This is a genomic window from Nocardioides anomalus, assembly GCF_011046535.1.
Lineage (GTDB): Bacteria > Actinomycetota > Actinomycetes > Propionibacteriales > Nocardioidaceae > Nocardioides > Nocardioides anomalus.
This window is the reverse complement of record NZ_CP049257.1, coordinates 3,468,241-3,488,859: the sequence shown is the minus strand read 5'-3', so window position 1 is coordinate 3,488,859 and position 20,619 is coordinate 3,468,241. Positions and strand designations below refer to the sequence as shown.

The following is a 20,619-nucleotide window of genomic DNA, read 5'->3' as shown; positions in this document are numbered from 1 at the left end:
GCGCCGCGTCGGGGCTCAGCGCTGCTTGCTGAGGATCTCGACGAGGTTGCCGTCCGGGTCGCGCAGGAGGGCCGAGTGGTTGTCGTTGCCGACGTCGTGCCCGCGGAGCGCGGCGTCGGCGGTGCCCAGGCCGAGCAGCTCGCCCCAGGAGCGCGTGCCGGCCCCGATGTCGGCGGTGTGGAGGTTGACGAGCCCCGAGGTGATGACGGCCCCAGCGTGGCACGGGCTGGCCGGTGGATACGCTCGCGTGATGAGCCAGGAGCACCGGACCAAGTCCGGCTTCGAGACGCGTGCGATCCACGCGGGGTGGGAGCCGGACCCGTCGACCGGAGCGGTGATCCCCCCGATCTTCGCGACGTCGACCTACAAGCAGGACGGGGTGGGCGGTCTGCGCGGCGGCTACGAGTACAGCCGCTCCGCCAACCCCACGCGCACCGCCCTCGAGGCCACCGTGGCGGCGCTGGAGGAGGGCGAGCGCGGGTTCGCCTTCGCCTCCGGGCTGGCCGCCGAGGACACCATCGTGCGCGGGCTGCTCGAGCCGGGGGACCACGTGGTCCTGCCCAACGACGCCTACGGCGGCACGCACCGGCTCTTCGACAAGGTCGAGACGCGCTGGGGCGTGGGCCAGACCCCGGCCGCGCTCGGTGACCTGGACGCGGTCCGGGCCGCCCTCACCGACCGGACCCGGATGATCTGGGTCGAGACGCCGACCAACCCGCTGCTCGGGATCGCCGACATCGCGGCGCTGGCCGACCTGGCCCACGGCGTGGGCGCACTGCTGGTCGTCGACAACACCTTCGCGTCGCCGTACCTCCAGCGCCCGCTGACCCTCGGCGCCGACGTGGTGGTGCACTCCACGACCAAGTACGTCGGCGGCCACAGCGACGTCGTCGGCGGCGCGGTCGTCGTGCGCGACCTGGAGCTGGCCGAGAAGGTGGCCTACCACCAGAACGCCATGGGCGCGGTGGCCGGCGCGTTCGAGTCGTGGCTGACCCTGCGCGGGCTCAAGACGCTCGGCGTGCGGATGGAGAAGCACTGCGACAACGCCGAGCGGGTGGTGGCCTTCCTCGAGGCCGACGAGCGGGTCGAGCACGTCTACTACCCCGGGCTGGCGAGCCACCCGGGCCACGAGGTCGCGGCCCGGCAGATGGACCGCTTCGGCGGGATGGTCAGCTTCCGGGTCAAGGGCGGCGAGGAGAGGGCGCTGGCGGTCTGCGGCGCCGCCGAGGTCTTCACGCTGGCCGAGTCGCTCGGCGGCATCGAGTCGCTCATCGAGCACCCGGGCCGGATGACACACGCGAGCGTGGCCGGGACCGACCTCGAGGTGCCGGCCGACCTGGTCCGCCTGAGCGTCGGGATCGAGACCGTCGACGACCTGCTGGCGGACCTAGACCGCGCGCTCGGGTGACACAGCCCGGCGAGGGCAGGGCCGTCTGCGTCGACTTCGGCTCGACCTTCACCAAGGCGCTGCTCGTCGACCTGGCCGAGGGCCGGGTGCTGGCCGGCGCGGAGCACCGGACCACGATCGACACCGACGTCCTGGACGGGTACGACGCGTGCCTGGCCGCGCTCGGACCCGGAGCGCAGGGCGCCGAGGTCCTGGCCTGCTCCAGCGCCGGCGGCGGACTGCGGATCGCGGTGGTCGGCAACGAGGAGCTGGTCACCGCCGAGGCGGGCCGTCGGGTGGCGCTGTCCAGCGGCGGCAAGGTCGTGACCGTCCGGGCGGTCGCGCAGGGCCACGACCTCGACCTGACCGCGGACGCCCCCGACGTGGTCCTGCTGGTCGGTGGCACCGACGGCGGCAACGCGGAGCCGCTGCGGGAGGCCGCCCGCGGCCTGCGCGCGTCCGGCTGGCGCGGCCCGACGGTGGTGGCCGGGAACGCCGACGCCGCCGACGAGGTGAGCGCGCTGCTCGGCGAGGTGCCGCACGTGGTGGCGCCCAACGTGGTGCCCCGCATCGGCGTCCTGGCGCCGGACGGTGCGCGCCGGGCCATCCGCGAGGTGTTCCTGTCCCACGTCATCGGCGGCAAGCACCTGAGCGCGCGGGCCGACTTCACCGCGATGGTCCGCGGCGCCACGCCGGACGTCGTGCTCACCGGCGTCGAGCTGCTGGCCGAGGTGGCCGGCGAGGTCGTGGTCGTCGACGTCGGCGGCGCCACCACCGACGTGCACTCGGTCGTCGAGCTCGACCCCGAGCAGGCCGAGCTGGCCCGCGACGTGGTCGCGCCCACGCCGGTCACCCGGACCGTCGAGGGTGACCTCGGCATGCGGTGGTCCGCGGCCTCCACGGTCGAGGAGGCCGGGTTGGACGAGCTCACCCACGCGGCCGCCGTGCGCCGGACCGACCCGGGCTTCCTGCCCACCACCGAGCAGGAGCAGGACGAGGACGAGGCCATCGCGCGGGCCGCCGTGGGGCTGGCGCTGCGCCGGCACGCCGGCCGGTCGCGGGTCGTGGTCAGCCCGGAGGGGCGGGTGGTCGAGCGGAGCGGGGTCGACCTGCGCGAGGTGCGCCTGCTGGTCGGGTCGGGCGGCGTGCTGCGCCACGGGCGGGCCGGGGCGGCCGAGCGCGTGCTGCGGATCGAGCGCGACGGTGACTGGCAGCTCCCAGATCGGGCACAGGTCGGCGTGGACACCGACTACGTCCTGGCCGCGGCCGGGCTGCTCGCCGCCGACCACCCCGACGCGGCGCGCCGGCTGGTCGCCCGCCTCGGCGATAGGTTGACGCCGTGAGCGACGAGGCTCCGGCGCGGCCGGCCGAACCCCACGGCAGCGTGGCCACCCGCCTCGCCCAGCAGTGGGCGGCGATCCGCCGCCTCGAGCGGCGGCAGGAGCGGGCCCCCGAGCCGGTGACCATCACCGCCGGTACGTCGAACTTCAGCCGCGCCGAGGTGCCGTACGGCGTCGACCTCACCGCCGCGTGGTCCTGGCGGCTGCTGGTCATCGCGGGAGCCGCCGCGCTGCTCGGCTACCTCATCGGCTTCTTCGCCGTCATCGTCATCCCCGTCGTCGTCGCGCTGCTCATCACCGCCCTGGTGGCCCCGCTGGTCGACTGGCTGGAGCGGGTCGGCGTACGCCGCAGCCTGGCCTCGATCCTCGTGGTGCTGTTCACGATCACCTCGGTGGCGGCGCTGTTGACCTTCGCGGGCCAGCAGGTCGCAAACGGCGCCAGCGACCTGGCCGACCAGACCGTGGCCGGGCTCCAGGAGATCCGCGACTGGCTCAAGGACGGGCCGCTGCACGCCAGCGACTCCCAGATCAACGACTACATCCAGAAGGCCCAGGACGGCATCACCAAGTCCACCGGCGAGGGCGGCGTCATCAGCTCGGTGACCGAGGTCGGTGCCGCGGTCGGGCACGTGCTCGCCGGCTTCTTCATCGTGCTCTTCTCCACCTACTTCTTCCTCTCCGACGGCAGCCGGATCTGGGCCTGGCTCGTGCGGCTCTCGCCCCGCGCGGCCCGCGAGCGGGTCGACGGCTCGGGCCGGGTCGCCTGGATCTCGCTGACCCAGTTCGTGCGGGCCACCGTGATCGTCGCCGCGACCGACGCGATCCTCATCGGCGTCGGCGCGTGGGCGCTGAGCGTGCCGTTCTCGCTGGCCATCGGCGTGCTGGTCTTCCTCGGCGCGTTCGTGCCGATCGTGGGCGCCACCGTGGCCGGCGCGGTCGCCGTCCTCGTGGCCCTGGTCGACCAGGGCCTGGTCCGCGCCCTGATCATGCTGGCCGTGGTCATCGGCGTGCAGCAGCTCGAGGGCCACGTGCTCCAGCCGTTCCTCATGGGCCGCTGGGTCTCGGTCCACCCGCTCGGGGTCATCCTGGCCATCGGTGCGGGTGTGCTGACCGCCGGCGTGGCCGGCGCCCTGGTCGCCGTGCCCCTGGCCGCCGCGGTCAACGCCGTGGCCCAGCACCTCGCGGCGTACACCGATCCGGGGGACGATCCGGTGGAGGAGCTGGCCGAGGACTACCTGGAGACCGGCGAGACAGCGGCCGTCGAGGAGCACCCCGAGCCACCGGGGGACTCCGACGACCCGGACGACGGGAGGGTCGGTGGCTGACCTGATGGACGGCGTGCACCTGCACGACGTGGAGGTCGCGCGCGAGCTGATCCGCGACGTGGCCATCGAGACGCCGGTGGAGTTCTCGCGCTGGCTCTCGGCGCTGGTCGACGCGCCGGTCTGGCTCAAGTGCGAGAACCTCCAGCGCTGCGGCTCGTTCAAGATCCGCGGCGCCTACACCCGGCTCTTCCGCCTCTCGCCCGAGGAGCGCGCCCGCGGCGTCGTCGCCGCCTCGGCCGGCAACCACGCCCAGGGCGTCGCGCTCGCCGCGCAGATGCTCGGCATCAGGTCCACCGTCTTCATGCCCGAGGGCGCGCCCATCCCCAAGGAGCGCGCGACCCGGGCGTACGGCGCCGAGGTGGTGTTCTCCGGTCGGGTGCTGGAGGAGTCGCTGGCCGCGGCGCGGGCGTTCTCCGCGGAGACCGGCGCGGTGCTCATCCACCCGTTCGACCACGTGGACATCGTGGCCGGCCAGGGCACGCTCGGCCTCGAGGTCCTCGAGCAGGTGCCCGACGTCGCCACCCTGCTCGTCCCCACCGGCGGCGGCGGGCTGCTGGCCGGCGTCGCGCTCGCGGTCAAGGAGGCCCGCCCCGACGTGCGCGTCGTCGGCGTCCAGGCCGCCGGCGCCGCGGCGTACCCCACCTCGCTCGCGCAGGGCCGCCCCGTCCAGCTGCCCTCGATGAAGACCATGGCCGACGGCATCGCGGTCGGCCTGCCCGGCGACGTCCCGTTCGCCGAGGTCCGCGATCACGTCGACGAGATCCGCACCGTCTCCGAGGAGTCGCTCTCCCGCGCCCTGCTCGCCCTCGTGGAGCGGGCCAAGATGGTCGTCGAGCCCGCCGGCGCCGCCGCCGTGGCCGCGCTGCTCGACGCCCCGCACGACTTCCCTGGGCCGGTCGTCGCCGTGCTCTCCGGCGGCAACATCGACCCGCTCCTGCTCGGCAAGGTCATCCAGCACGGCATGGCCGCCGCCGGGCGCTACCTCGGGCTGCACGTGACCATCCCCGACTCGCCCGGTGGCCTCGCCAACCTGCTCATGGAGATCGGCGCCGCCGGCGCCAACGTGCTCGAGGTCGCCCACGAGCGCATCTCCCCGGACCTGAGCCTCGACGAGGTCGAGGTCCAGGTCCAGCTCGAGACGCGCGGCCAGCAGCACGCGGAGGCGCTGATCGCCCGCCTGCGCGAGCGCGGCTACCGCGTCATCGAGTGACCTCGACGACCCGCTAGCCCCGCCCGCGGAAGCGGCCGATCAGCGCCTCCGCGCGCCGCCGCCCCGGGTCTCGAGCCGGTCCAGTTTCACCGGCCGGCCGGTGAAACTGGACTTCCGGCCGCATGGTTCGTACGCCTAGTTCCAGTTTCGTACTCCCCGGGGAGATCTCTGCGTCCACGGAGCGCCCACAGGCATGCCGCAATGGCCGTTCGTCCACACGCTCTGCCCGCGATGCCTGTGTCAGGCGCGACGGTCGCAGACGCTCGATGGGTGCTCGAACACGTGGCCGACCCGCTCGGAATCATCCTGCGGCGTGATGCGCTCGCCGTCGGCTTCAACGACAACCACCTCGCTCGCGCCCGACGCGACGGGTCGATCGTCCGGCTGCGTCAGGGTCTGTACGTGCTCGGCTCGTCGTGGGCGTCGGCTGACCCGGCAACGCGCCACCGGATGCTCGTCGCCGGCGTTCTGCGTCTGTACCGGAACACCGTGGCCGCGTCCCACCAGAGTGCGTGCGTCCTCCAGGGCGGCCCGATGTGGGGGCTGGAGCTGTCCCATGCGCATGTGACCAACCTGGCGGGGGTCGGCGAGCGACGTGCCGCTCGGGTCACCCACCACCGCGGCGAGTGCCGCGTTGGCGACCTCACCCGCAGCGAAGGCCTTTGGGTGACCAGTCCGCTCCGAACGGCTCTCGACACAGCGAGTCTGGCCGGGCGGGACGCAGGCGTGTGTGTCCTGGACTGGTATCTCAACCGCGGCCTGGTGACGCGGCACGAGCTCGGTGTCGGTCTCGACAGGAAGGTCGATTGGCCGGGCTCACTGCCCCTGCAGTTGGCCGTTCGCCTGTGCGACGCTCGCAGCGAGTCCGTCGGAGAGTCGCGGACCCGCCTCCTGTGCGTCGACCGACGGCTGCCCCTGCCAGACCTGCAGTTCGAGGTGTTCCACCCCAGCGGCCGCCTGGCCGGCCGCACTGACTTCGCTTGGCCGGCGTACGGGCTGTTGGGTGAGTTCGACGGCGTCGGGAAGTACACGCGCACGCGGCGTCTTGGAGAGACCGTCGTCGACGCGGTGTTGCGCGAGAAGGCGAGAGAGGACTTGCTGCGCGAGTTGACCGGCTGGCGGATGATCCGGTTCGTGTGGGCCGATCTGGACACCCCTGCGGCCACCGCCGCTCGGATCGGACGCGCGATGCACCGCGCTGCGGCGTGACCGTGGCGTACGGAACTGGCGGATCGGGCGGGAGTTTCGTACTCCAAGCGTGAGTTTCACCGGCCGGCCGGTGAAACTCACGCTGCGGGCGCAACGCCTCAGCCGGTGAAGGGCACCGCGTCGAGGATGGTGACCTCGAGCGTCTTGCCGTTGGGGGCCTCGTAGCTGACCGTGTCGCCCTTGGCCGCGCCGTTGATGGCCTGGCCGAGCGGGGACTGCGGGGAGTAGACCTTGAGGCCGCTCTCGGCGTCCTCCATCTCGCGGGCGCCGAGGAGGAAGGTCTCGGCCTCGTCGTCGGAGTCGCCGACGAACTTGTAGGTGACCTTCATGCCGGGTTCGACGATGCCGTCGTCGGCGGGGGTCTCGCCGACCTCGGCGCGCTGGAGCATGGATTCGAGCTGGCGGATCCGGCCCTCGTTCTTGCCCTGCTCCTCGCGGGCGGCGTGGTAGCCGCCGTTCTCGCTGAGGTCGCCCTCCTCGCGGGCCGCGCTGATCTTGCTGACGATCTCCTGGCGCACCGGACCCTTCAGCTCCTCGAGCTCGGCCTGGAGCTTGTCGAAGGCCTCCTGGGTGAGCCAGACGGTGCCCTGCTCGGTCTGCTGGGTCATGGGGGTACTCCTGACGTGTCTGTCGAGATGGTCTGATCGGTGCGCCTGCGCACGGACGTCGCGGGCCGGTCCTGAACGGTCCCGCGGGACGATCAGACCGACCACTGTAGCCCGATCCGGGCCGCTGTCGAAGTCAAGTACGACAGGTCAGCGCGGCCGGTCCTGGCCCGAGGCGGTGCAGCCGACGTTCTCCACCGAGGTCGCGCGGCGGTCGGTGCGGACGGTCTCGGTCTGGCGCCGGCCCTCGGCCAGGTCGGGGGAGAAGGTGAGCTCACCGACGGTGGTGTGGTCCTCGGCGTACGCGCGGAGCGTGCAGGACGCGTCGACGTCGGAGTCGCGCAGCTGGACGACCACGACGGCGGTGACGTGGTGGTCGTCGTCGACCGAGAACGACTCCAGCTCGGAGGTCACCTGGGGCCGGGCGTGCTCGTAGACAGCCCAGGCCAGCCAGCCCAGGAAGACCGCGGCGACCACGACCGAGGCGAGCAGGACCAGCCGGCGCCGGCCGGGCGAGGGCGCGCCGTACCGCTCGGTCAGGGTGTCCTGCGCGCTCACGGGACAAGGGTCGCACCTAGGCTGAACGCCGTGACCGCAGGACCTCGAGCCGGACTCCGGCTCATGCACGTGCACGCCCACCCCGACGACGAGTCGAGCAAGGGGGCGGCGTCGACGGCGATGTACGTCGCCGAGGGCGTCGACGTCCACGTCGTCACCTGCACCGGTGGCGAGCGCGGCTCCATCCTCAACCCGAAGATGGAACGCCCCGACGTGCTCGAGAACATGGCCGAGATCCGCCGCCAGGAGATGGAGCGGGCACGCGACATCCTCGGCGTCCGGCAGGACTGGCTGGGCTTCGTCGACTCCGGCTGGCCGGAGGGCGACCCGAAGCCGCCGCTGCCCGAGGGCTGCTTCGCGCTGGTGCCGCTCGAGGAGGCGGCCGCGCCGCTGGTGCGGCTGATCCGCGAGTTCAAGCCGCACGTGATGACGACCTACGACGAGCGCGGTGGCTACCCGCACCCCGACCACATCAAGTGCCACGAGATCTCGGTCGAGGCGTTCGCCGCGGCGGCCGACCCGGAGCGCTACCCGGAGCTGGGCGAGCCGTGGCAGGTGGAGAAGCTCTACTACCACCACACGTTCAACAAGGCGCGGATCCAGGCGATCCACGACGCGATGATCGCCCACGGGCTGGAGTCGCCGTGGGAGGAGCGGCTCAAGGAGTGGAAGGACGAGCCGGAGTGGGAGGCGCGGGTCACCACCCGCGTGCCGTGCTCGGACTACTTCGGCGTCCGCGACCAGGCCCTGCTGGCCCACGCCACCCAGATCGACCCGGACGGCTTCTGGTTCGCCGTGCCGCGCGAGATCCAGGCCGAGGTGTGGCCGACCGAGGACTTCGAGCTGGTCACGTCGCACGTCGACACCGAGATCCCCGAGGACGACCTGTTCGCCGGGATCGTGGTGCCGGGTGCGGCGGACGCCGCCGAGGACAGCGCTGCGAGCGCCTGAGAGACTGGGACCATGTCCGCACTCGTCCTCCTGACCACGCTGGCCGACGGCGTCCCCCAGGACGAGGACGTGAAGGCCGGCTGGACGGCGTTCGTGCTGTTCCTGCTCCTCATCGCCGCCGTCGTGGTGCTCGGGTTCTCGCTCTCCAAGCAGCTGCGCCGGGCGCAGGCGGCCAAGGACGCTGGTGTGTACGGCGACGAGGACGGGGCGGACGACGCCGCGGCCGAGGAGCCCGAGAGCCACTCCGCCGGCTGATCCGGGTACTTCTCCACCCGTGGAAGCGGTCCCGAAGCTCGTCGCCGTTCGCGAGCCCGACGCCCCGGACGCCGTCGTCCTCGTGCTGCACGGCGGCGCCTCGCGCGGCGACCAGGTGGTGGTGAGCCCGACCCAGCTCTCGGTCGTGCGGATGATCCCGACCGCGCACGCCGTCGTCCGGGCCGGCCGCGGTCGGCTGGCGGTCTACCGGCTGCTCAACCGCTACCGCGGCTGGGACACCGACCACACCCCGGTCTCCGACGCGGACTGGGCCATGGAGCGCGTGGCCGAGCGGTACGGCGACCTGCCCGTGGGTCTGGTCGGCCACTCCCTGGGTGGCCGCGCCGCCCTGCTGGCCGGCGACGGCCCGCGGGTGCGCTCGGTCGTGGCCCTCAACCCGTGGGTCTACCCGACCGACACCGCCGACCTGTCCGGCCGACGGGTGCTGGTCCTGCACGGGCTGCGCGACCGGGTCGCCAGCCCGGCCCGAGCCGAGGCCGTGGCCCGCAACCTCGCGCGGACCGCCGACGTCGCCTTCGAGACCATCCCCGACGGCAAGCACGCCATGCTCCGCCACGGCCGCGAGTTCGACCGCCGGGCCGCGGAGTTCACCGCCGAGGTGCTGCTCGGGTGAGCGGGGCGGTGCAGCCGTTCCGCATCGAGGTCGCGGGTGACGTCCTCGACGACCTGCGCGACCGGCTGCGGCGCACGCGCTGGCCGGATGCGGTGGTCGCCGACTGGACCCTCGGCACACCGCCCGACGCGTTGCGCACGCTCGTCGAGCACTGGGCCGAGCGCTTCGACTGGCGCGCGACCGAGGCCCGGCTCGACGAGCTCGACCACGTCCGTGTCGAGGTCCACGGCGTCGGCCTGCACGCGGTCCGGGCGGGCCGTCGCGGGGCCCCGCCCCTGCTGCTGGCGCACGGCTGGCCGGACTCGTTCCTGCGCTTCGAGCGGCTGCTGCCGCTGCTGGCCGACGACTTCGAGCTGGTCGTGCCGAGCATCCCGGGCTACGGCTTCTCCGACCGGCCCACCACGCTCGGCAGCGGCCCGGACCGGGTCGCCGACCTGTTCGCCGGGCTGATGACGGCGCTCGGCCACGACCGGTTCGGCTACCACGGCGGCGACATCGGCACCGGCATCGGCAAGCGGCTGGCCCTGCGGCACCCGGACCGCCTGCTCGGCGTACACCTCACCGACGTGCCGTGGTGGCACCTGCTCGGCGCGCGTCCCGACGAGCTGGCCGGGCTCAGCGAGGCGGAGCGGGACTTCGTCCGCGAGGGCGAGCGGTGGTACCGCGAGGAGGGTGCGTACGCCGCCCAGCAGGCGACCCGCCCGCAGACCCTGGCCTACGCGCTCACCGACTCCCCGGCCGGGCTGGCCGGGTGGTTCCTGGAGAAGTTCCAGGCCTGGAGCGACGGCGACGTCTTCGACGTCTTCAACCTCGACTGGCTCTGCGCGAACCTGACCGTCTACTGGGTCACCGGCACGGCGGCCTCCGCCGCCCGCTACTACTTCGACTCCTCCCACGCCGCGCCCGCCGAGGGCCGGGTCACCGTGCCCACGGGCTTCGCGGTCTTCCCGGCCGACCTGACGCCCGAGCCCCGGGCGCTGGCCGAGCGCTCCTTCGACCTGGTGCGCTGGACCGAGCTGCCGCGCGGCGGCCACTTCGCGGCGTACGAGGTGCCGGAGCTGCTGGCGGGGGAGGTGCGGAGCTTCTTCGCGCCGCTGGTTACCGGACAGCCATGACGAAGGAGTTCGAGAAGGGCGACCGCGTGGAGTGGGACAGCCCGGGCGGTACGGCGGTCGGCACCGTCGAGAAGAAGATCACCAGCCGCACCGAGGCCGCCGGCCGCACGGTGGACGCATCGGAGGACGAGCCGCAGTACCTCGTCAAGAGCGAGAAGTCCGGCGGCGAGGCCGTGCACAAGCCCGAAGCGCTACGCAGGAAGTCCTAGAGCTCGGAGTACAGCTCCAGGTGGGCCCGGGCCGCCGCCGCCCAGGTGTAGCCCCGGGCCAGCTCCCGGCCGGCCTCCGGTGGGGGTGCGTCGTCGAGCACGCCGCGCAGCGCGGCGGCGATCCCGGCGGGGTCCGCGGCGTAGGCCACGGTGTCGCCGAGGACCTCGTGCAGCACCGGCAGGTCGCGAGCCACGACCGGGGTGCCCGCGGCCAGCGCCTCGAGCGCGGCCAGGCCGAACCCCTCCTTGGTCGAGACCATGGCCAGGGCCGCGGCCTCGGCGACCAGGTGGGGAAGCTCCTCCTCGCTCAGCGCACCGAGGACCACCGGCGCGACGCCCAGCTCTCGGGCGCGGACGTCGAAGGTGGCGCGGTAGTCGCGGTAGTCGAAGAGCGTCTCGCCGCCGCCGATGACCAGCCGCAGCGACGGGTCGCCGAGCAGCGCGAAGCCCTCGAGCAGGTCGAGGGTCCCCTTGCGCGGCTCGATGCCGCCCAACGCGAGGACGTAGGTCCTCAGGTGGGCGAACCGTCCCGTGCCGCCGGCGGCCTCGAAGCGCGGGGCGTCCACGCCGTTGGGGATGACCGTGGGCCGCAGGTGGGCGATCTCCTCGGCGACGGTGCGGGAGACGCAGATCCGGGCGTACGGCGCCACCAGAGCCCGCTCGTGGCAGGCCGCCAGCTCGGGGGTGGTGAACGTGTCGAGGTGGTGGACGGTGCGCAGGCAGGGGAGTGCGGCGTTGGCGCTGATGCAGTCCTGCGCGTGCACCACGTCGTACGCCGCTCGCTCGCGCTCGAAGGCCGCGCGGAGGACCTCGATGGACCGGACGATCCGGGCTCCGACGCCTTCCCCGTCGCGGGCCTCGAACGGCACTGCGTGCACCGTGACCGCCGCGGCGACGGGCCGGAAGAAGGTGGTGTCGCCGCCGCGGCCCAGGGTCCAGACGTGCACGTCGACGCCGAGCTCGGCGAGCGCCTCGGCCAGGGCGAGCGTGTGCACGACGCCGCCGCGGGGGCGCGTCGAGTAGGTCAGCAGCGCGACCCTCACCCGCCGTACGCCCCGGGGTTGAGCTCCTTGAGGTGGTGCAGCAGCCGTCGGGAGCGGGCCACTTCCGCCGCCACGTCGAGCTCGGCCACCGCGAGCCCGCCCTTGGAGCCGGTGCGGGCCAGGACCTCCCCGCCGGGGCCGACCACCTTGGCCTGGCCGAGGAAGCGGAGCCCGCCCATGACGCCGGTCTGGTTGGAGGAGACCCAGACGACCTGGTTCTCGGCCGCGCGGGCGCAGTCGTAGAGGTCGAACAGCCGGGACTGGCGGTCCTGCGGGAGGCGCGAGGCCCGGTCGGTCACCGAGGCCGGCCAGGCCGACAGGCAGGCGAGCACGGTGGCACCGTCCAGGGCCAGCGAGCGCGAGGCCTCGGGGAAGGTCTTGTCGTAGTCGATGAGCATCCCGAGCCGGCCGACGGGAGTCTCGAACGCGGTGAACGAGGTGCCCGCGGCGTAGGCCAGCGACTCGCCGGCCGGCTGGTGGACCTTGCGGTGGCGGCCCAGCACGCCGTCGCCGGAGACGCAGACCGCGGCGTTGTGCAGCCGACCGTCAGCCTCCTCGGCGTACCCCACGCAGACGACCATGTCGCCCGCCAGCGCAGCGACTCGACGCACCTCGAAGGAGTCCTCGGTCAGCCCCGGGGGCAGTGAGGACGGGTCGGGGTGGCGCAGGTCGGAGAGATAGCCGCCGAGGGTCGCGTCGGGGAGCACCAGGAGGTCGACGCCGGCACGGCGGGCGTCGGCCACGATGCCCTCGACCTTGGCCAGGGCCCGGTCGAGGTCGCGGCCGAAGTGGGCGGCGACCGCCCCCAGCCTCATCGGACGACCACCCTCACCCGACGGCCTGCCGCCGCGGGGCGAGCGCCCCGGTGAGGCAGCCGGCCACGTGCTCGGCGTCGCGGGCGATGCCGAGGAAGCGGCCCGAGCCCCACGTGTGCAGCCACGGCAGGCCGAGGAAGAACAGCCCCGGCACCGCGGTGACCCCGCGGGTGTGGGTGGGGCGCCCGGAGCCGTCGAAGACCCCGACCCGCACCCAGCGGTAGTCGGGCCGGTAGCCGATCGCCCAGACCACCGACGTGACTCCCTCCGCATCCAGGTCCAACGACGTGTGCTCGGTGTCCGGCGTCCACACCGGCTCGTAGCGCGACGGCGGCGGCGCGTCCAGCCCCTGCTGCTCGATCCAGCGGTCGATGTCGCGGTTGATGGAGTTGTACGTCGCGTCCGCGGCGTCCAGCGCGGAGCCCGCGGTCGGCCGGAAGCGCAGCGTGGCGCCCCCGCCGGACTCGAGCAGCCCGTGCAGCCGCATCCCCGCCGCGGCGAAGCGGCGCAGGTCGATGTCGCGCCCGCCGTCGCGGCCGGTGACGTAGTGGTTGGTCTTCTCCCGGGCGCTGGCGCCGCCGGGGTACTGCGCGACCGGGGTGTCGTAGAGGCCCATGTCGCTGAGCCAGGTCATGACGTCGCGGCCGCGGTAGGTCCGGGCCACCCGGGGCGCGTCGCCCAGGGCGAGGTGCACCCGACGTCCGGCCAGGTGCAGGTCCTCGGCGATCTGCGCGCCGGACTGCCCGGAGCCCACGACGAGCACCGCGCCGTCGGGGAGCTGGTCGGGGTTGCGGTAGTGCGCCGACTCCAGCTGGGTGACCGACGGGTCGAGCGCGGGCGCCCACGGCGGGACGATCGGCAGGTGGTAGCCGCCGGTGGCCACCACCACGTGGTCGGCGCAGTACGTCGTCTCGCCGGCCGGTCCCGTGGTGGTCACCAGGAAGCCGCCGCCCTCGCGCTCGGTCAGCGCCGTGGCCCGGGTGCCCTCGACCAGCGGCGGCCCGAACGTCGCGGCGTACCCGCCGACCCAGGCCTCGACCTCCGTCTTGGTCATGAACCCGTCCGGGTCCGGCCCGTCGTAGGCGTAGCCCGGCAGCCGGCAGTGCCAGTTCGGGGTGACCAGGGTGAAGGAGTCCCAGCGCCGGTCCGACCACTCGTGCACGGCGGTCTCGGCCTCGAGCACCACGTGGTCGACGCCGTCGCGGGTGAGGAACCAGCTGGTCGACAGCCCGGCCTGTCCGGCGCCGACCACCACGGCGGAGGTGCGCACCTCGGTCATGACGCCGCTGCCTCACGGGCGGGCTCGTCGGGCAGCGGCGGCCAGATCCGCACGACCGTGACCCAGTCCTCGGCGTCGTAGGACGACGCCGCGGCGGCGATCTGGTCGGTGGTGGCGGCCGCCGACGTGCAGGCGAAGCCGTAGGTCTCGCGGACCCGCTCGCTGGCCAGGTCCAGGGCCAGGGTCGCGCGCCGGGCGAAGTCGCGCACGGTGTAGGTGTGACCGGCCACGAGGTGGTCGTGGACCACCAGGGAGGGGGAGTAGCAGGACTGCACCTGGCCGTCGGGCCAGCGCACGTCGAAGGTCAGCTCAGGCACGGGCGGTCTCCGGTTCGCGGTACTGCTGCAGGTAGAGGTCGGGACGCCGGTCGCGCAGGTGGAACATCGCGCGTCGGGCCAGGTCCAGGGACTCGGCCACGTCGACCGAGGCCACCGCCATGCCCTCGTCGACGCCGGTGCCGGCGAGCACGTCGCCGCCAGGGCCCACGACCTTGGCGTGGCCCACGAAGCGCAGCGAGCCGAAGCTCCCGGTCTGGTTGGAGGCGACCCAGACCAGCTGGTTCTCCAGCGCCCGGGCCTGGTCGAAGAGGTTGAAGCGGTGCGTCCACCGGTCCTGGGCCAGGTCGCCGGCGGTGGCGGTGCGCGAGGCGGGCCAGGCCGAGATGCAGGCGACGACCTCGGCGCCGTCGAGGGCGAGTCCGCGGGCTGCCTCCGGAAAGGCCTTGTCGTAGCAGATCAGCATCCCGAGCCGGCCGACCGGCGTCTCGAACGCGCGCAGCTCCTCGCCGGCGGCGTAGAACATCCCTTCCCCGAGGGGTTGGTGGACCTTGCGGTGCACGCCGAGCACGCCGTCGCCGGTGACGGCCGCGGCGCTGTTGTAGCGCTCGGCCCCGTCGGCCTCGCAGAAGCCGACCACGACGGTGAGCTCGCGCGCGATCGCGGCCACGCGGCCCAGCTCGGGGCCGTCGAGCTCCATGACCGGCGGCAGCGACTCGGGCTGCTCGTCGTGGCTGCCGTCGCGACCGCGGCCGAGCACGGAGAGGTAGCCGCCCAGGCACGCCTCGGGCAGCACCAGGAGCGAGGCGCCCTGCTGGCGCGCGCGGTCGGCGTAGGCCGCGATCTGGGCGAGGTTCTCCTCCACGTCGCGGCCGAAGCCCGCGCAGACGGTGGCGATGGTGGTCGTGCTCATGAAGCGGCTCCCAGGTGGGTGACGGAATCGCGGACCGCCTCGGTGACCACGCCGTCGGGCCAGCGCAGCCCGACGCCGGAGCCCTCGGCGAGCTCCCCGCAGACGGCGGTGGTCACGAACCCGGGCAGGGCCGCGCCCGCGGGCTCGCGCTCGGCGGTGACGACGGCGAAGCCGGGGAAGCAGGTCAGCCAGTCGCCGTACGCCGCCTCGTCGGGCGCGGGGATCGACTCGACGTCGAGCACGGCGCGCACGCCGCCGGCCTCGGCCAGCATGCCGGTGGTGCCGACCAGGCCGCTCATGGAGACGTCCTTGGCCGCGGTCGGCGCCAGCGCCGGCACCACGTCGGCCAGTGCCCGCAGCTCGGGCCCGGTGCGGTGGCTGGAGGAGTCCCACTGCGCACCGGTGTAGCCGGGTCGCCAGCCGCCGCCGAGGTCGGCGGTGACCCGCAGCGCTTGACCCGCGCGCCCGCCGGCGCCCGGCACCGGCCGGTCGGTGCGACCGAGGGCGGTCACGCTGAGGGCGGCGGGGACGCCGAGCTGGGTGTGGCCGCCCAGCACGGGGACGTCCCACGCCCGGGCGGCCTCACCCAGCCCGCGCAGGATGCGGCGGGCGAAGGACGCGTCGCGGGCGCCGACCGCGTCGAGCAGCCCGACCGGACGGGCGCCCATGGCGGAGAGGTCGTTGAGGTTGACCAGGACCGCGCACCAGCCGGCCCACTCGGGGTCGCGCTCGACCATGGCCGGGAGGATCGCGTCGCAGGCCGCGACCACGTCGGTGCCGGGCACCGGGGCGCCGTCGTCGCCGAGGAATCCGTCGCCGCTGTCGACCAGGCCGGTGAGCAGCCCGCCGAGCGCGGCCTTGGTCGCCTCGGCCAGGCGCTGGATCCGGTCGACGGGCCAGTCGACCAGCACGTGCGGGCGACCGTGCAGGTGCAGCCGCTCGCGGCTGACCCAGCCGAGGCGGCGGAAGAGCGGTTCGTTCTGGGCCTGGACCGTGGCGTCGAAGCGCAGCGCGCCGCGCGCCTCGGCGGTCGCGCACGCCGCGCGGACCAGGGCGGCGCCGACGCCCAGCAGCATCCGCGCGTCCTTCGCGACGACCAGCCGGCTGCCGCGCCACCAGCCCAGGTCGTGGCCCGGCAGGGCGGGGTGCAGCCGGACGCCGCCCAGGACCTCGCCGTCGTGGGCGCGAGCCACGAGCACCACCGTGCGCGGGTCGTCGTCGGTGTCGTCGCGGTCGCTGCCGACGAAGAGCCCCTGCTCGCCCACGAAGACCTCCTGCCGCAGCCGGTGGTACGCCGCCAGCTCGGCACCGTCGGCCTCGACGACGACGAAGGAGTCCAGGCTCGGCGGCACCCGGCGGGACCCGATGAGGACGACGTCCTCGACCAGCTCGCTCACCTCACGCCCCCTCGCAGGACAGGGCCGAGCAGGCGCCGCAGGCCGCGCAGCCGGCCGCCTGGCCGGCGCCGTGCATCCCGGCCCGGCGCAGTGCCGCCGCGACCCGGGCCGTCACGTGGTGGAGCACGTCGCTCGGCGGCGCGGGCACCCGGTCCACGTCGGTGGCGAGCGTGCCGGCCAGCGGACGGAACGGCACGACGAAGGGGTACACGCCCATCGCGATCAGCTCCTCCGCGCCGGCGACCAGCTCGTCGGGGTCCTCGCCGAGGCCGACGAGCAGGTAGGTCGAGACCTGGTTCCAGCCGAAGACCCGGACCGCCTCGACCCACGCCGCGCGGTACTCCGCCAGCGGGACCGAGCCCTTGCCCGGCATCCACCGCCGGCGCACGCCGTCGTCGAGCGACTCCACGTGGATGCCGATCGAGCGCGCGCCCGCGTCGTACAGCTCCTGGATGGTCTCCAACGACGCCGGCGGCTCGCACTGCACCTGGATGGGCAGGTCGGGCAGCACCTCGCGGACCGCACGCACGCACCGCGCGAGGTGGGTGGCGCCGCGGTCGCGACCGTTGCTGGTGCCGGTGGTCATCACCATCTGGGTGATGCCGTCGAGCTCGTGCGCCGCCCGCGCCACCTCGGCGATCATGGCCGGCGTCTTCACCGCGATGGTCGAGCCCTGGCGCAGGGACTCCTCGATGGCGCAGAAGCGGCAGCGCTCGGCCTCGTCGTACCGCACGCAGGTCTGCACGACCGTGGTGGCCAGCACCCGGGCGGAGTGGAGCCGGGCGATCTGCTCGTACGGCACACCGTCGGCGGTGCGCAGGTCGTAGAAGCGGGGCCGCGCCACCGCCTCGACGCCCATCCCGGTGTCCGCGCCGTCCAGCAGCAGCCGGCCGCCGCTGACGGTGTACGGGCTGCGCGGGTTGAGCGGGATCGCCGCGCCGACGCCGTCGAGGAGCACGTGTCCGTCGTCGCTCGGGCCGGCGCCCGCCCGACGCGCCACCGGCGCGTCGAGCAGGCGGATGCCCTGGATGGCGACGTCCACCCGGGTCGAGCTGGACATCAGAGGTTGTAGACGCTGTTGATGATCGCGCCCTTGTTGGCGAAGTGGATGACCGCGTCCTGCACGTCCAGCGGGTGGCAGGGGATGACGCCCTCGATGAGGTCCTCCTCGCGCTGGCCGTGCAGCGCCATGCCGAAGCGGCAGCAGAGCACGGTGCCGCCCTCCGCGATGAAGGTCTTGATCGCCTCGTTCATGTTCTGGTTGCCCGGGAACGCCGTGTCGCCGGTCGTCGGGAAGCCGCGGGTGTCGGCGCAGGCCAGGGCGCCGGGGCCGTAGAAGTAGAGCGTCGCGTCGAAGCCCTTGCGCAGCGCCCGCGTGGTCTGCAGCACCGCGACGAAGCTGACCGAGCTCTCGTGCGGGATGCCGTGGACCAGGGTCAGCCAGGCCTGGCCCTCACTGGCCTGGTAGTCGGGGAAGAGCTTGGTCGAGCCGTAGAGATTGGTGCCCTTCGGCTGCGAGGGGTGCGGGATCTCGGCCACCGACTTCTCCATGTTGGCCAGGATCTCGTCGTCGAACACGGACATCTCTTCTCCTCGGGTCGGTGTGTGGGTGGTGCTGCTGCTCAGCCGTAGAGGGCCGAGAAGTTGTCGTGGAAGAACGCCTGGGCCAACGCGCCGTCGCCGGCGGCCGCGGCCAGGCGGGCGTGCTCGCCGGCGAAGTCGCCCCAGGGGGTGTCGGTGGCGAACAGCACGCGGTCGTGGCCGACCCCCCGTCGTTCGATCTCCTGGACCAGCCAGCCGGCGGCGAAGCCGATCGACCAGCTGGCGTCGGTGTAGACCCGCTTGCCGGCCTCGATCCAGTCGAAGAGCCGGTGGCCGATGAGCTTCATGTGCCCGCTCATCCCGCCGCCGAGGTGGACCAGGTGGATCTTGGTGGCGTCGCCGTACCTCTCGACGAGCGTGCCGACCTGGTCGACGTCGGAGGCGCCCCCGGGGCTGGTGTGCACATGCACCACCAGGTCGCGCTCGGCCGCAGTGGTGAAGATCCGGTCCAACTGCTCGGCACAGTCGGGGTCGGTCGGGCTGCCGCCGAGCAGGAAGCTGGTCTTGAGCGCGGCGACGCCCTCCTCGCCCGCCAGCGCGAGCGCCGCGTCGTTGCGGGCGGCGTCGGACTGCTTCGGCGAGAGCCAGAGCCCGCAGCGGACCCGGTCGTCGTCCTGGGCCGCCTCGAGGGCGAGGTGGTTGAGCGCGAAGGCGACGTCGGGGTCCGGCACGCCGTAGTTGGGCAGCACGAGCGCGCGCTCGACGCCCTCGTCGTCCAGGGTGGCCAGGAGCTCGGCGACCGTCGCCTTCGCGGTCACGTCGGCGCTGATGGCCGGCCCGCCGTAGAAGGGGTACGCCGGCAGCACGCCGATGTGGCGGTGGGCGTCGAGGACGGGGCGGGCCATGCCCCAGAACGATCCCGGTGCGCCGTTTCCGGTTGGTTTCGCGGGGAAGACGAAGCGCGGCTCAGCGCGTAAGTTCGCGGTTACGCGACTCGCGGGGACCCGCGCGGGTCAGCACCGGGGACTCAGGCCGCCCAGCGCGTCGCGTCGGACATCAGGTCGGCCAGCTTGGACACGCCGGCCAGGTCCTCGCGGCGCTGCAGCAGCTCCTGCACGTGGCGGCGGTAGCGGAGCACGGCCTGCCGGCGGCGCTCCTCACGGGCCTGGACGGTGTCGACCTCTGGCGCGAGCATGATCAAAGTCTAGTTAGTCAATCAACTTAAGTCAACGAGGACTCACCAGCAGTGGCTGGGCCACGTGCGCCAGCACCCCGTGCCGGTCGGACATGGTGGCGTGGGCGGCTCCGCGGCCGTGCGGGCTCAGGTCGGTCGCGGCGTCGAGGAACATCCACTCCTCGTCGGGGACGCGCTCCACGGTGACGGTGAGCGTGTTCGGGATCGACCACCACTCCTGCAGCGGCAGGCGGGCCGAGACGCCGTTCGTCGAGTCGGCGACGACCACGAGCCGGTGCAGCGGTGCGGTCTCCTCGCCGGCGACGAGCGGGATGCGGACCCGGGTCCAGAGCCGGGCCCGCCCGGTGGCCGGACCGGCGAACCCGCCCTCGACGAAGCGCCAGTCCACGGACGGTCCGTAGCCCCACTCCGGCGGCACGCCCTCGAAGAACGCCGTCTCCTCGGCCTCGGGCAGGGGTGGCAGCTCCGCGGGCGGCTCGACCAGGTGGCGCGTCGACTCGCGGTCCTCCCGCACCCGCCAGGCCGTGGCGGTGCACGCGAGCCGCTCGTCGACGTACAGCCGAGCGGCGACCATCTCGACCCGCCGCCCGGGCCGCACCACCTCGGCCTCGGTCCGCACCCGCCCCTGCGGGATCGCGCCCAGCATGTCCACGGTGAGCCGCGCGATGGTGAACCCCGGGTCGTCGGTCGTGCGGTCCACGGCCCGCGCCAGCAGCGCCGACGGCGGCCCGCCGTGCTGCGCCGCCAGGTCCCAGGGGCTGGTCGTGGCCGCGGTCGACTCGAACGTGTCGTCCCCGACCGGGAGGTAGTAGGCCTCGGGGAGGTTCACCGCTCGTCGTCCCAGGCCGCCGCGCTGATGCGCCACCCGGCGCCGGTCCGCACCAGCTGCAGCGTCTTGGCGCCGCGGCCGCTCATCGGCGCGCCGCCCTGCACACCCTCCTTGGCGTAGGTGCACCAGTGGTGCGCGATGTCGCCGTACACCTCGGTGCGCCCCTCGACCTCCCACTCACGGAACTCGCTCAGCGTCCCGTCGGTGAGCAGGGCCTCGCGCGGGGCGATGAACCCCTCCACGTCGTACGCCGTCGGCTCGCCGCCGCACGTCCGGACGACCAGCGCCTGAGGCAGGAGCACCTCGCGCAGGGCGACCATCCGTCGGGCGACGTCCGGCGCCGGGCCGGAGGTGAAGGCATCGAAGAACGTGCGCACCGCCGCGGCGATCTGGGTCTCGTCGTCTCGCTGGGCCACGAGCCCAGCATCCCTCAGTGACGACCGGGGACCGTGCCGGCATGCTCCAGGCGCGAGATCCCTCTCGCGACTCCAGGCCCGCGCACGGGCAGCCCTGCGACCCGTCGCCTACGATGC

At 73.7% G+C, this 20,619-nt stretch carries 25 protein-coding genes; 10 read left to right on the top strand and 15 right to left on the bottom strand.

Going from position 1 to position 20,619, the window contains the following annotated elements:
• Positions 1-15: 15 nt before the first annotated feature.
• Entirely contained in the window at positions 16-273 is a 258-nt protein-coding gene (locus G5V58_RS17565; protein WP_165235583.1) for a hypothetical protein, read from the bottom strand.
• Between G5V58_RS17565 and G5V58_RS17560 the strand changes: the two genes are divergently transcribed.
• The 5 genes from G5V58_RS17560 to G5V58_RS17540 all read left to right on the top strand — a co-directional run bounded on the left by G5V58_RS17560 (position 251) and on the right by G5V58_RS17540 (position 6,471).
• Positions 251-1,408 (top strand): cystathionine gamma-synthase, encoded by a 1,158-nt coding sequence (locus G5V58_RS17560; protein ID WP_165235581.1) that lies wholly within the window; start codon positions 251-253, stop codon positions 1,406-1,408. The two genes, G5V58_RS17565 and G5V58_RS17560, sit on opposite strands and share 23 nt — an antisense overlap.
• Positions 1,405-2,730, top strand: coding sequence for a glutamate mutase L (locus tag G5V58_RS17555; RefSeq protein WP_165235579.1), 1,326 nt, complete (start codon positions 1,405-1,407; stop codon positions 2,728-2,730). The genes G5V58_RS17560 and G5V58_RS17555 overlap by 4 nt, the downstream gene beginning before the upstream one ends.
• Positions 2,727-4,052: an AI-2E family transporter gene (locus G5V58_RS17550; RefSeq protein WP_165235577.1), complete on the top strand. Its 1,326-nt coding sequence runs from the start codon at positions 2,727-2,729 to the stop codon at positions 4,050-4,052. Before G5V58_RS17555 ends, G5V58_RS17550 begins: the two co-directional genes overlap by 4 nt.
• Positions 4,045-5,262, top strand: a complete 1,218-nt coding sequence (ilvA, locus tag G5V58_RS17545; protein WP_456237790.1) for a threonine ammonia-lyase — start codon at positions 4,045-4,047, stop codon at positions 5,260-5,262. The genes G5V58_RS17550 and ilvA overlap by 8 nt, the downstream gene beginning before the upstream one ends.
• 270 nt (positions 5,263-5,532) lie before the next feature.
• Positions 5,533-6,471: a type IV toxin-antitoxin system AbiEi family antitoxin domain-containing protein gene (locus tag G5V58_RS17540; RefSeq protein WP_165235575.1), complete on the top strand. Its 939-nt coding sequence runs from the start codon at positions 5,533-5,535 to the stop codon at positions 6,469-6,471.
• 98 nt (positions 6,472-6,569) lie between these two features.
• On the opposite strand, the gene greA is transcribed toward G5V58_RS17540, so the two are convergent.
• On the bottom strand, positions 6,570-7,079 hold the full coding sequence (gene greA, locus G5V58_RS17535; RefSeq protein WP_165235572.1) for a transcription elongation factor GreA: 510 nt from the start codon (positions 7,077-7,079) through the stop codon (positions 6,570-6,572).
• Positions 7,080-7,226: 147 nt separating this feature from the next.
• A complete protein-coding gene (locus tag G5V58_RS17530; protein ID WP_165235569.1) occupies positions 7,227-7,634 on the bottom strand; it encodes a DUF4307 domain-containing protein in 408 nt (135 codons plus the stop codon).
• A gap of 63 nt (positions 7,635-7,697) precedes the next feature.
• Here G5V58_RS17530 and mca point away from each other — a divergent pair, with 63 nt between their 5' ends.
• The 5 genes from mca to G5V58_RS17505 are packed head-to-tail and all read left to right on the top strand — an operon-like array spanning position 7,698 to position 10,798.
• Positions 7,698-8,585, top strand: coding sequence for a mycothiol conjugate amidase Mca (gene mca, locus G5V58_RS17525; protein ID WP_165239250.1), 888 nt, complete (start codon positions 7,698-7,700; stop codon positions 8,583-8,585).
• Positions 8,586-8,597: 12 nt separating this feature from the next.
• Entirely contained in the window at positions 8,598-8,840 is a 243-nt protein-coding gene (locus G5V58_RS17520) for a hypothetical protein (RefSeq protein ID WP_165235566.1), read from the top strand.
• Positions 8,841-8,859: 19 nt separating this feature from the next.
• Positions 8,860-9,474: an alpha/beta hydrolase gene (locus G5V58_RS17515; RefSeq protein WP_165235563.1), complete on the top strand. Its 615-nt coding sequence runs from the start codon at positions 8,860-8,862 to the stop codon at positions 9,472-9,474.
• The gene (locus G5V58_RS17510; RefSeq protein WP_230486711.1) at positions 9,471-10,589 is read left to right on the top strand and encodes an epoxide hydrolase family protein; all 1,119 of its coding nucleotides are present in this window, start codon (positions 9,471-9,473) and stop codon (positions 10,587-10,589) included. The genes G5V58_RS17515 and G5V58_RS17510 overlap by 4 nt, the downstream gene beginning before the upstream one ends.
• Positions 10,586-10,798 (top strand): hypervirulence associated TUDOR domain-containing protein, encoded by a 213-nt coding sequence (locus G5V58_RS17505; protein ID WP_165235560.1) that lies wholly within the window; start codon positions 10,586-10,588, stop codon positions 10,796-10,798. Before G5V58_RS17510 ends, G5V58_RS17505 begins: the two co-directional genes overlap by 4 nt.
• Here G5V58_RS17505 and G5V58_RS17500 read toward each other — a convergent pair.
• The 12 genes from G5V58_RS17500 to G5V58_RS17445 all read right to left on the bottom strand — a co-directional run bounded on the left by G5V58_RS17500 (position 10,795) and on the right by G5V58_RS17445 (position 20,502).
• Positions 10,795-11,841, bottom strand: coding sequence for an MSMEG_0565 family glycosyltransferase (locus tag G5V58_RS17500; RefSeq protein ID WP_165235557.1), 1,047 nt, complete (start codon positions 11,839-11,841; stop codon positions 10,795-10,797). The two genes, G5V58_RS17505 and G5V58_RS17500, sit on opposite strands and share 4 nt — an antisense overlap.
• Positions 11,838-12,656, bottom strand: coding sequence for a carbon-nitrogen hydrolase family protein (locus G5V58_RS17495; RefSeq protein ID WP_165235554.1), 819 nt, complete (start codon positions 12,654-12,656; stop codon positions 11,838-11,840). Before G5V58_RS17495 ends, G5V58_RS17500 begins: the two co-directional genes overlap by 4 nt.
• A gap of 13 nt (positions 12,657-12,669) precedes the next feature.
• Positions 12,670-13,935, bottom strand: coding sequence for an MSMEG_0569 family flavin-dependent oxidoreductase (locus G5V58_RS17490; RefSeq protein ID WP_165235551.1), 1,266 nt, complete (start codon positions 13,933-13,935; stop codon positions 12,670-12,672).
• Complete coding sequence (locus G5V58_RS17485; protein WP_165235548.1) at positions 13,932-14,252, bottom strand: MSMEG_0570 family nitrogen starvation response protein; 321 nt, start codon at positions 14,250-14,252, stop codon at positions 13,932-13,934. Before G5V58_RS17485 ends, G5V58_RS17490 begins: the two co-directional genes overlap by 4 nt.
• Positions 14,245-15,123: a carbon-nitrogen hydrolase family protein gene (locus G5V58_RS17480; protein ID WP_165235545.1), complete on the bottom strand. Its 879-nt coding sequence runs from the start codon at positions 15,121-15,123 to the stop codon at positions 14,245-14,247. Before G5V58_RS17480 ends, G5V58_RS17485 begins: the two co-directional genes overlap by 8 nt.
• Positions 15,120-16,520, bottom strand: a complete 1,401-nt coding sequence (locus G5V58_RS17475; protein WP_165235543.1) for an MSMEG_0567/sll0787 family protein — start codon at positions 16,518-16,520, stop codon at positions 15,120-15,122. Before G5V58_RS17475 ends, G5V58_RS17480 begins: the two co-directional genes overlap by 4 nt.
• A gap of 1 nt (position 16,521) precedes the next feature.
• Positions 16,522-17,580: an MSMEG_0568 family radical SAM protein gene (locus G5V58_RS17470; RefSeq protein WP_165235540.1), complete on the bottom strand. Its 1,059-nt coding sequence runs from the start codon at positions 17,578-17,580 to the stop codon at positions 16,522-16,524.
• Positions 17,580-18,104 carry an MSMEG_0572/Sll0783 family nitrogen starvation response protein gene (locus tag G5V58_RS17465; protein WP_165235538.1) on the bottom strand — a complete coding sequence of 175 codons (525 nt, stop codon included), beginning with the start codon at positions 18,102-18,104 and terminating at the stop codon, positions 17,580-17,582. The genes G5V58_RS17470 and G5V58_RS17465 overlap by 1 nt, the downstream gene beginning before the upstream one ends.
• Before the next feature lie 38 nt (positions 18,105-18,142).
• Complete coding sequence (locus G5V58_RS17460) at positions 18,143-18,967, bottom strand: amidohydrolase family protein (RefSeq protein ID WP_165235534.1); 825 nt, start codon at positions 18,965-18,967, stop codon at positions 18,143-18,145.
• A 122-nt stretch (positions 18,968-19,089) separates the two neighbouring features.
• Positions 19,090-19,257: a hypothetical protein gene (locus G5V58_RS17455; protein WP_165235531.1), complete on the bottom strand. Its 168-nt coding sequence runs from the start codon at positions 19,255-19,257 to the stop codon at positions 19,090-19,092.
• Positions 19,258-19,288: 31 nt separating this feature from the next.
• Positions 19,289-20,086, bottom strand: coding sequence for a thioesterase family protein (locus G5V58_RS17450; protein WP_165235529.1), 798 nt, complete (start codon positions 20,084-20,086; stop codon positions 19,289-19,291).
• Entirely contained in the window at positions 20,083-20,502 is a 420-nt protein-coding gene (locus tag G5V58_RS17445; RefSeq protein WP_165235527.1) for a nuclear transport factor 2 family protein, read from the bottom strand. Before G5V58_RS17445 ends, G5V58_RS17450 begins: the two co-directional genes overlap by 4 nt.
• Positions 20,503-20,619 lie beyond the last annotated feature (117 nt).

Excerpts from the sequence above, each read along its gene's own strand:
- G5V58_RS17505 (WP_165235560.1), top strand. The coding sequence starts at position 10,586 with ATGACGAAGGAGTTCGAGAAGGGCGACCGCGTGGAGTGGGACAGCCCG.
- G5V58_RS17455 (WP_165235531.1), bottom strand. The coding sequence starts at position 19,257 with ATGCTCGCGCCAGAGGTCGACACCGTCCAGGCCCGTGAGGAGCGCCGC.
- G5V58_RS17480 (WP_165235545.1), bottom strand. The coding sequence starts at position 15,123 with ATGAGCACGACCACCATCGCCACCGTCTGCGCGGGCTTCGGCCGCGAC.
- G5V58_RS17470 (WP_165235540.1), bottom strand. The coding sequence starts at position 17,580 with ATGTCCAGCTCGACCCGGGTGGACGTCGCCATCCAGGGCATCCGCCTG.
- G5V58_RS17560 (WP_165235581.1), top strand. The coding sequence starts at position 251 with ATGAGCCAGGAGCACCGGACCAAGTCCGGCTTCGAGACGCGTGCGATC.
- G5V58_RS17460 (WP_165235534.1), bottom strand. The coding sequence starts at position 18,967 with ATGGCCCGCCCCGTCCTCGACGCCCACCGCCACATCGGCGTGCTGCCG.
- G5V58_RS17495 (WP_165235554.1), bottom strand. The coding sequence starts at position 12,656 with ATGAGGCTGGGGGCGGTCGCCGCCCACTTCGGCCGCGACCTCGACCGG.
- G5V58_RS17490 (WP_165235551.1), bottom strand. The coding sequence starts at position 13,935 with ATGACCGAGGTGCGCACCTCCGCCGTGGTGGTCGGCGCCGGACAGGCC.
- G5V58_RS17520 (WP_165235566.1), top strand. The coding sequence starts at position 8,598 with ATGTCCGCACTCGTCCTCCTGACCACGCTGGCCGACGGCGTCCCCCAG.
- mca (WP_165239250.1), top strand. The coding sequence starts at position 7,698 with ATGCACGTGCACGCCCACCCCGACGACGAGTCGAGCAAGGGGGCGGCG.
- greA (WP_165235572.1), bottom strand. The coding sequence starts at position 7,079 with ATGACCCAGCAGACCGAGCAGGGCACCGTCTGGCTCACCCAGGAGGCC.
- G5V58_RS17465 (WP_165235538.1), bottom strand. The coding sequence starts at position 18,104 with ATGTCCGTGTTCGACGACGAGATCCTGGCCAACATGGAGAAGTCGGTG.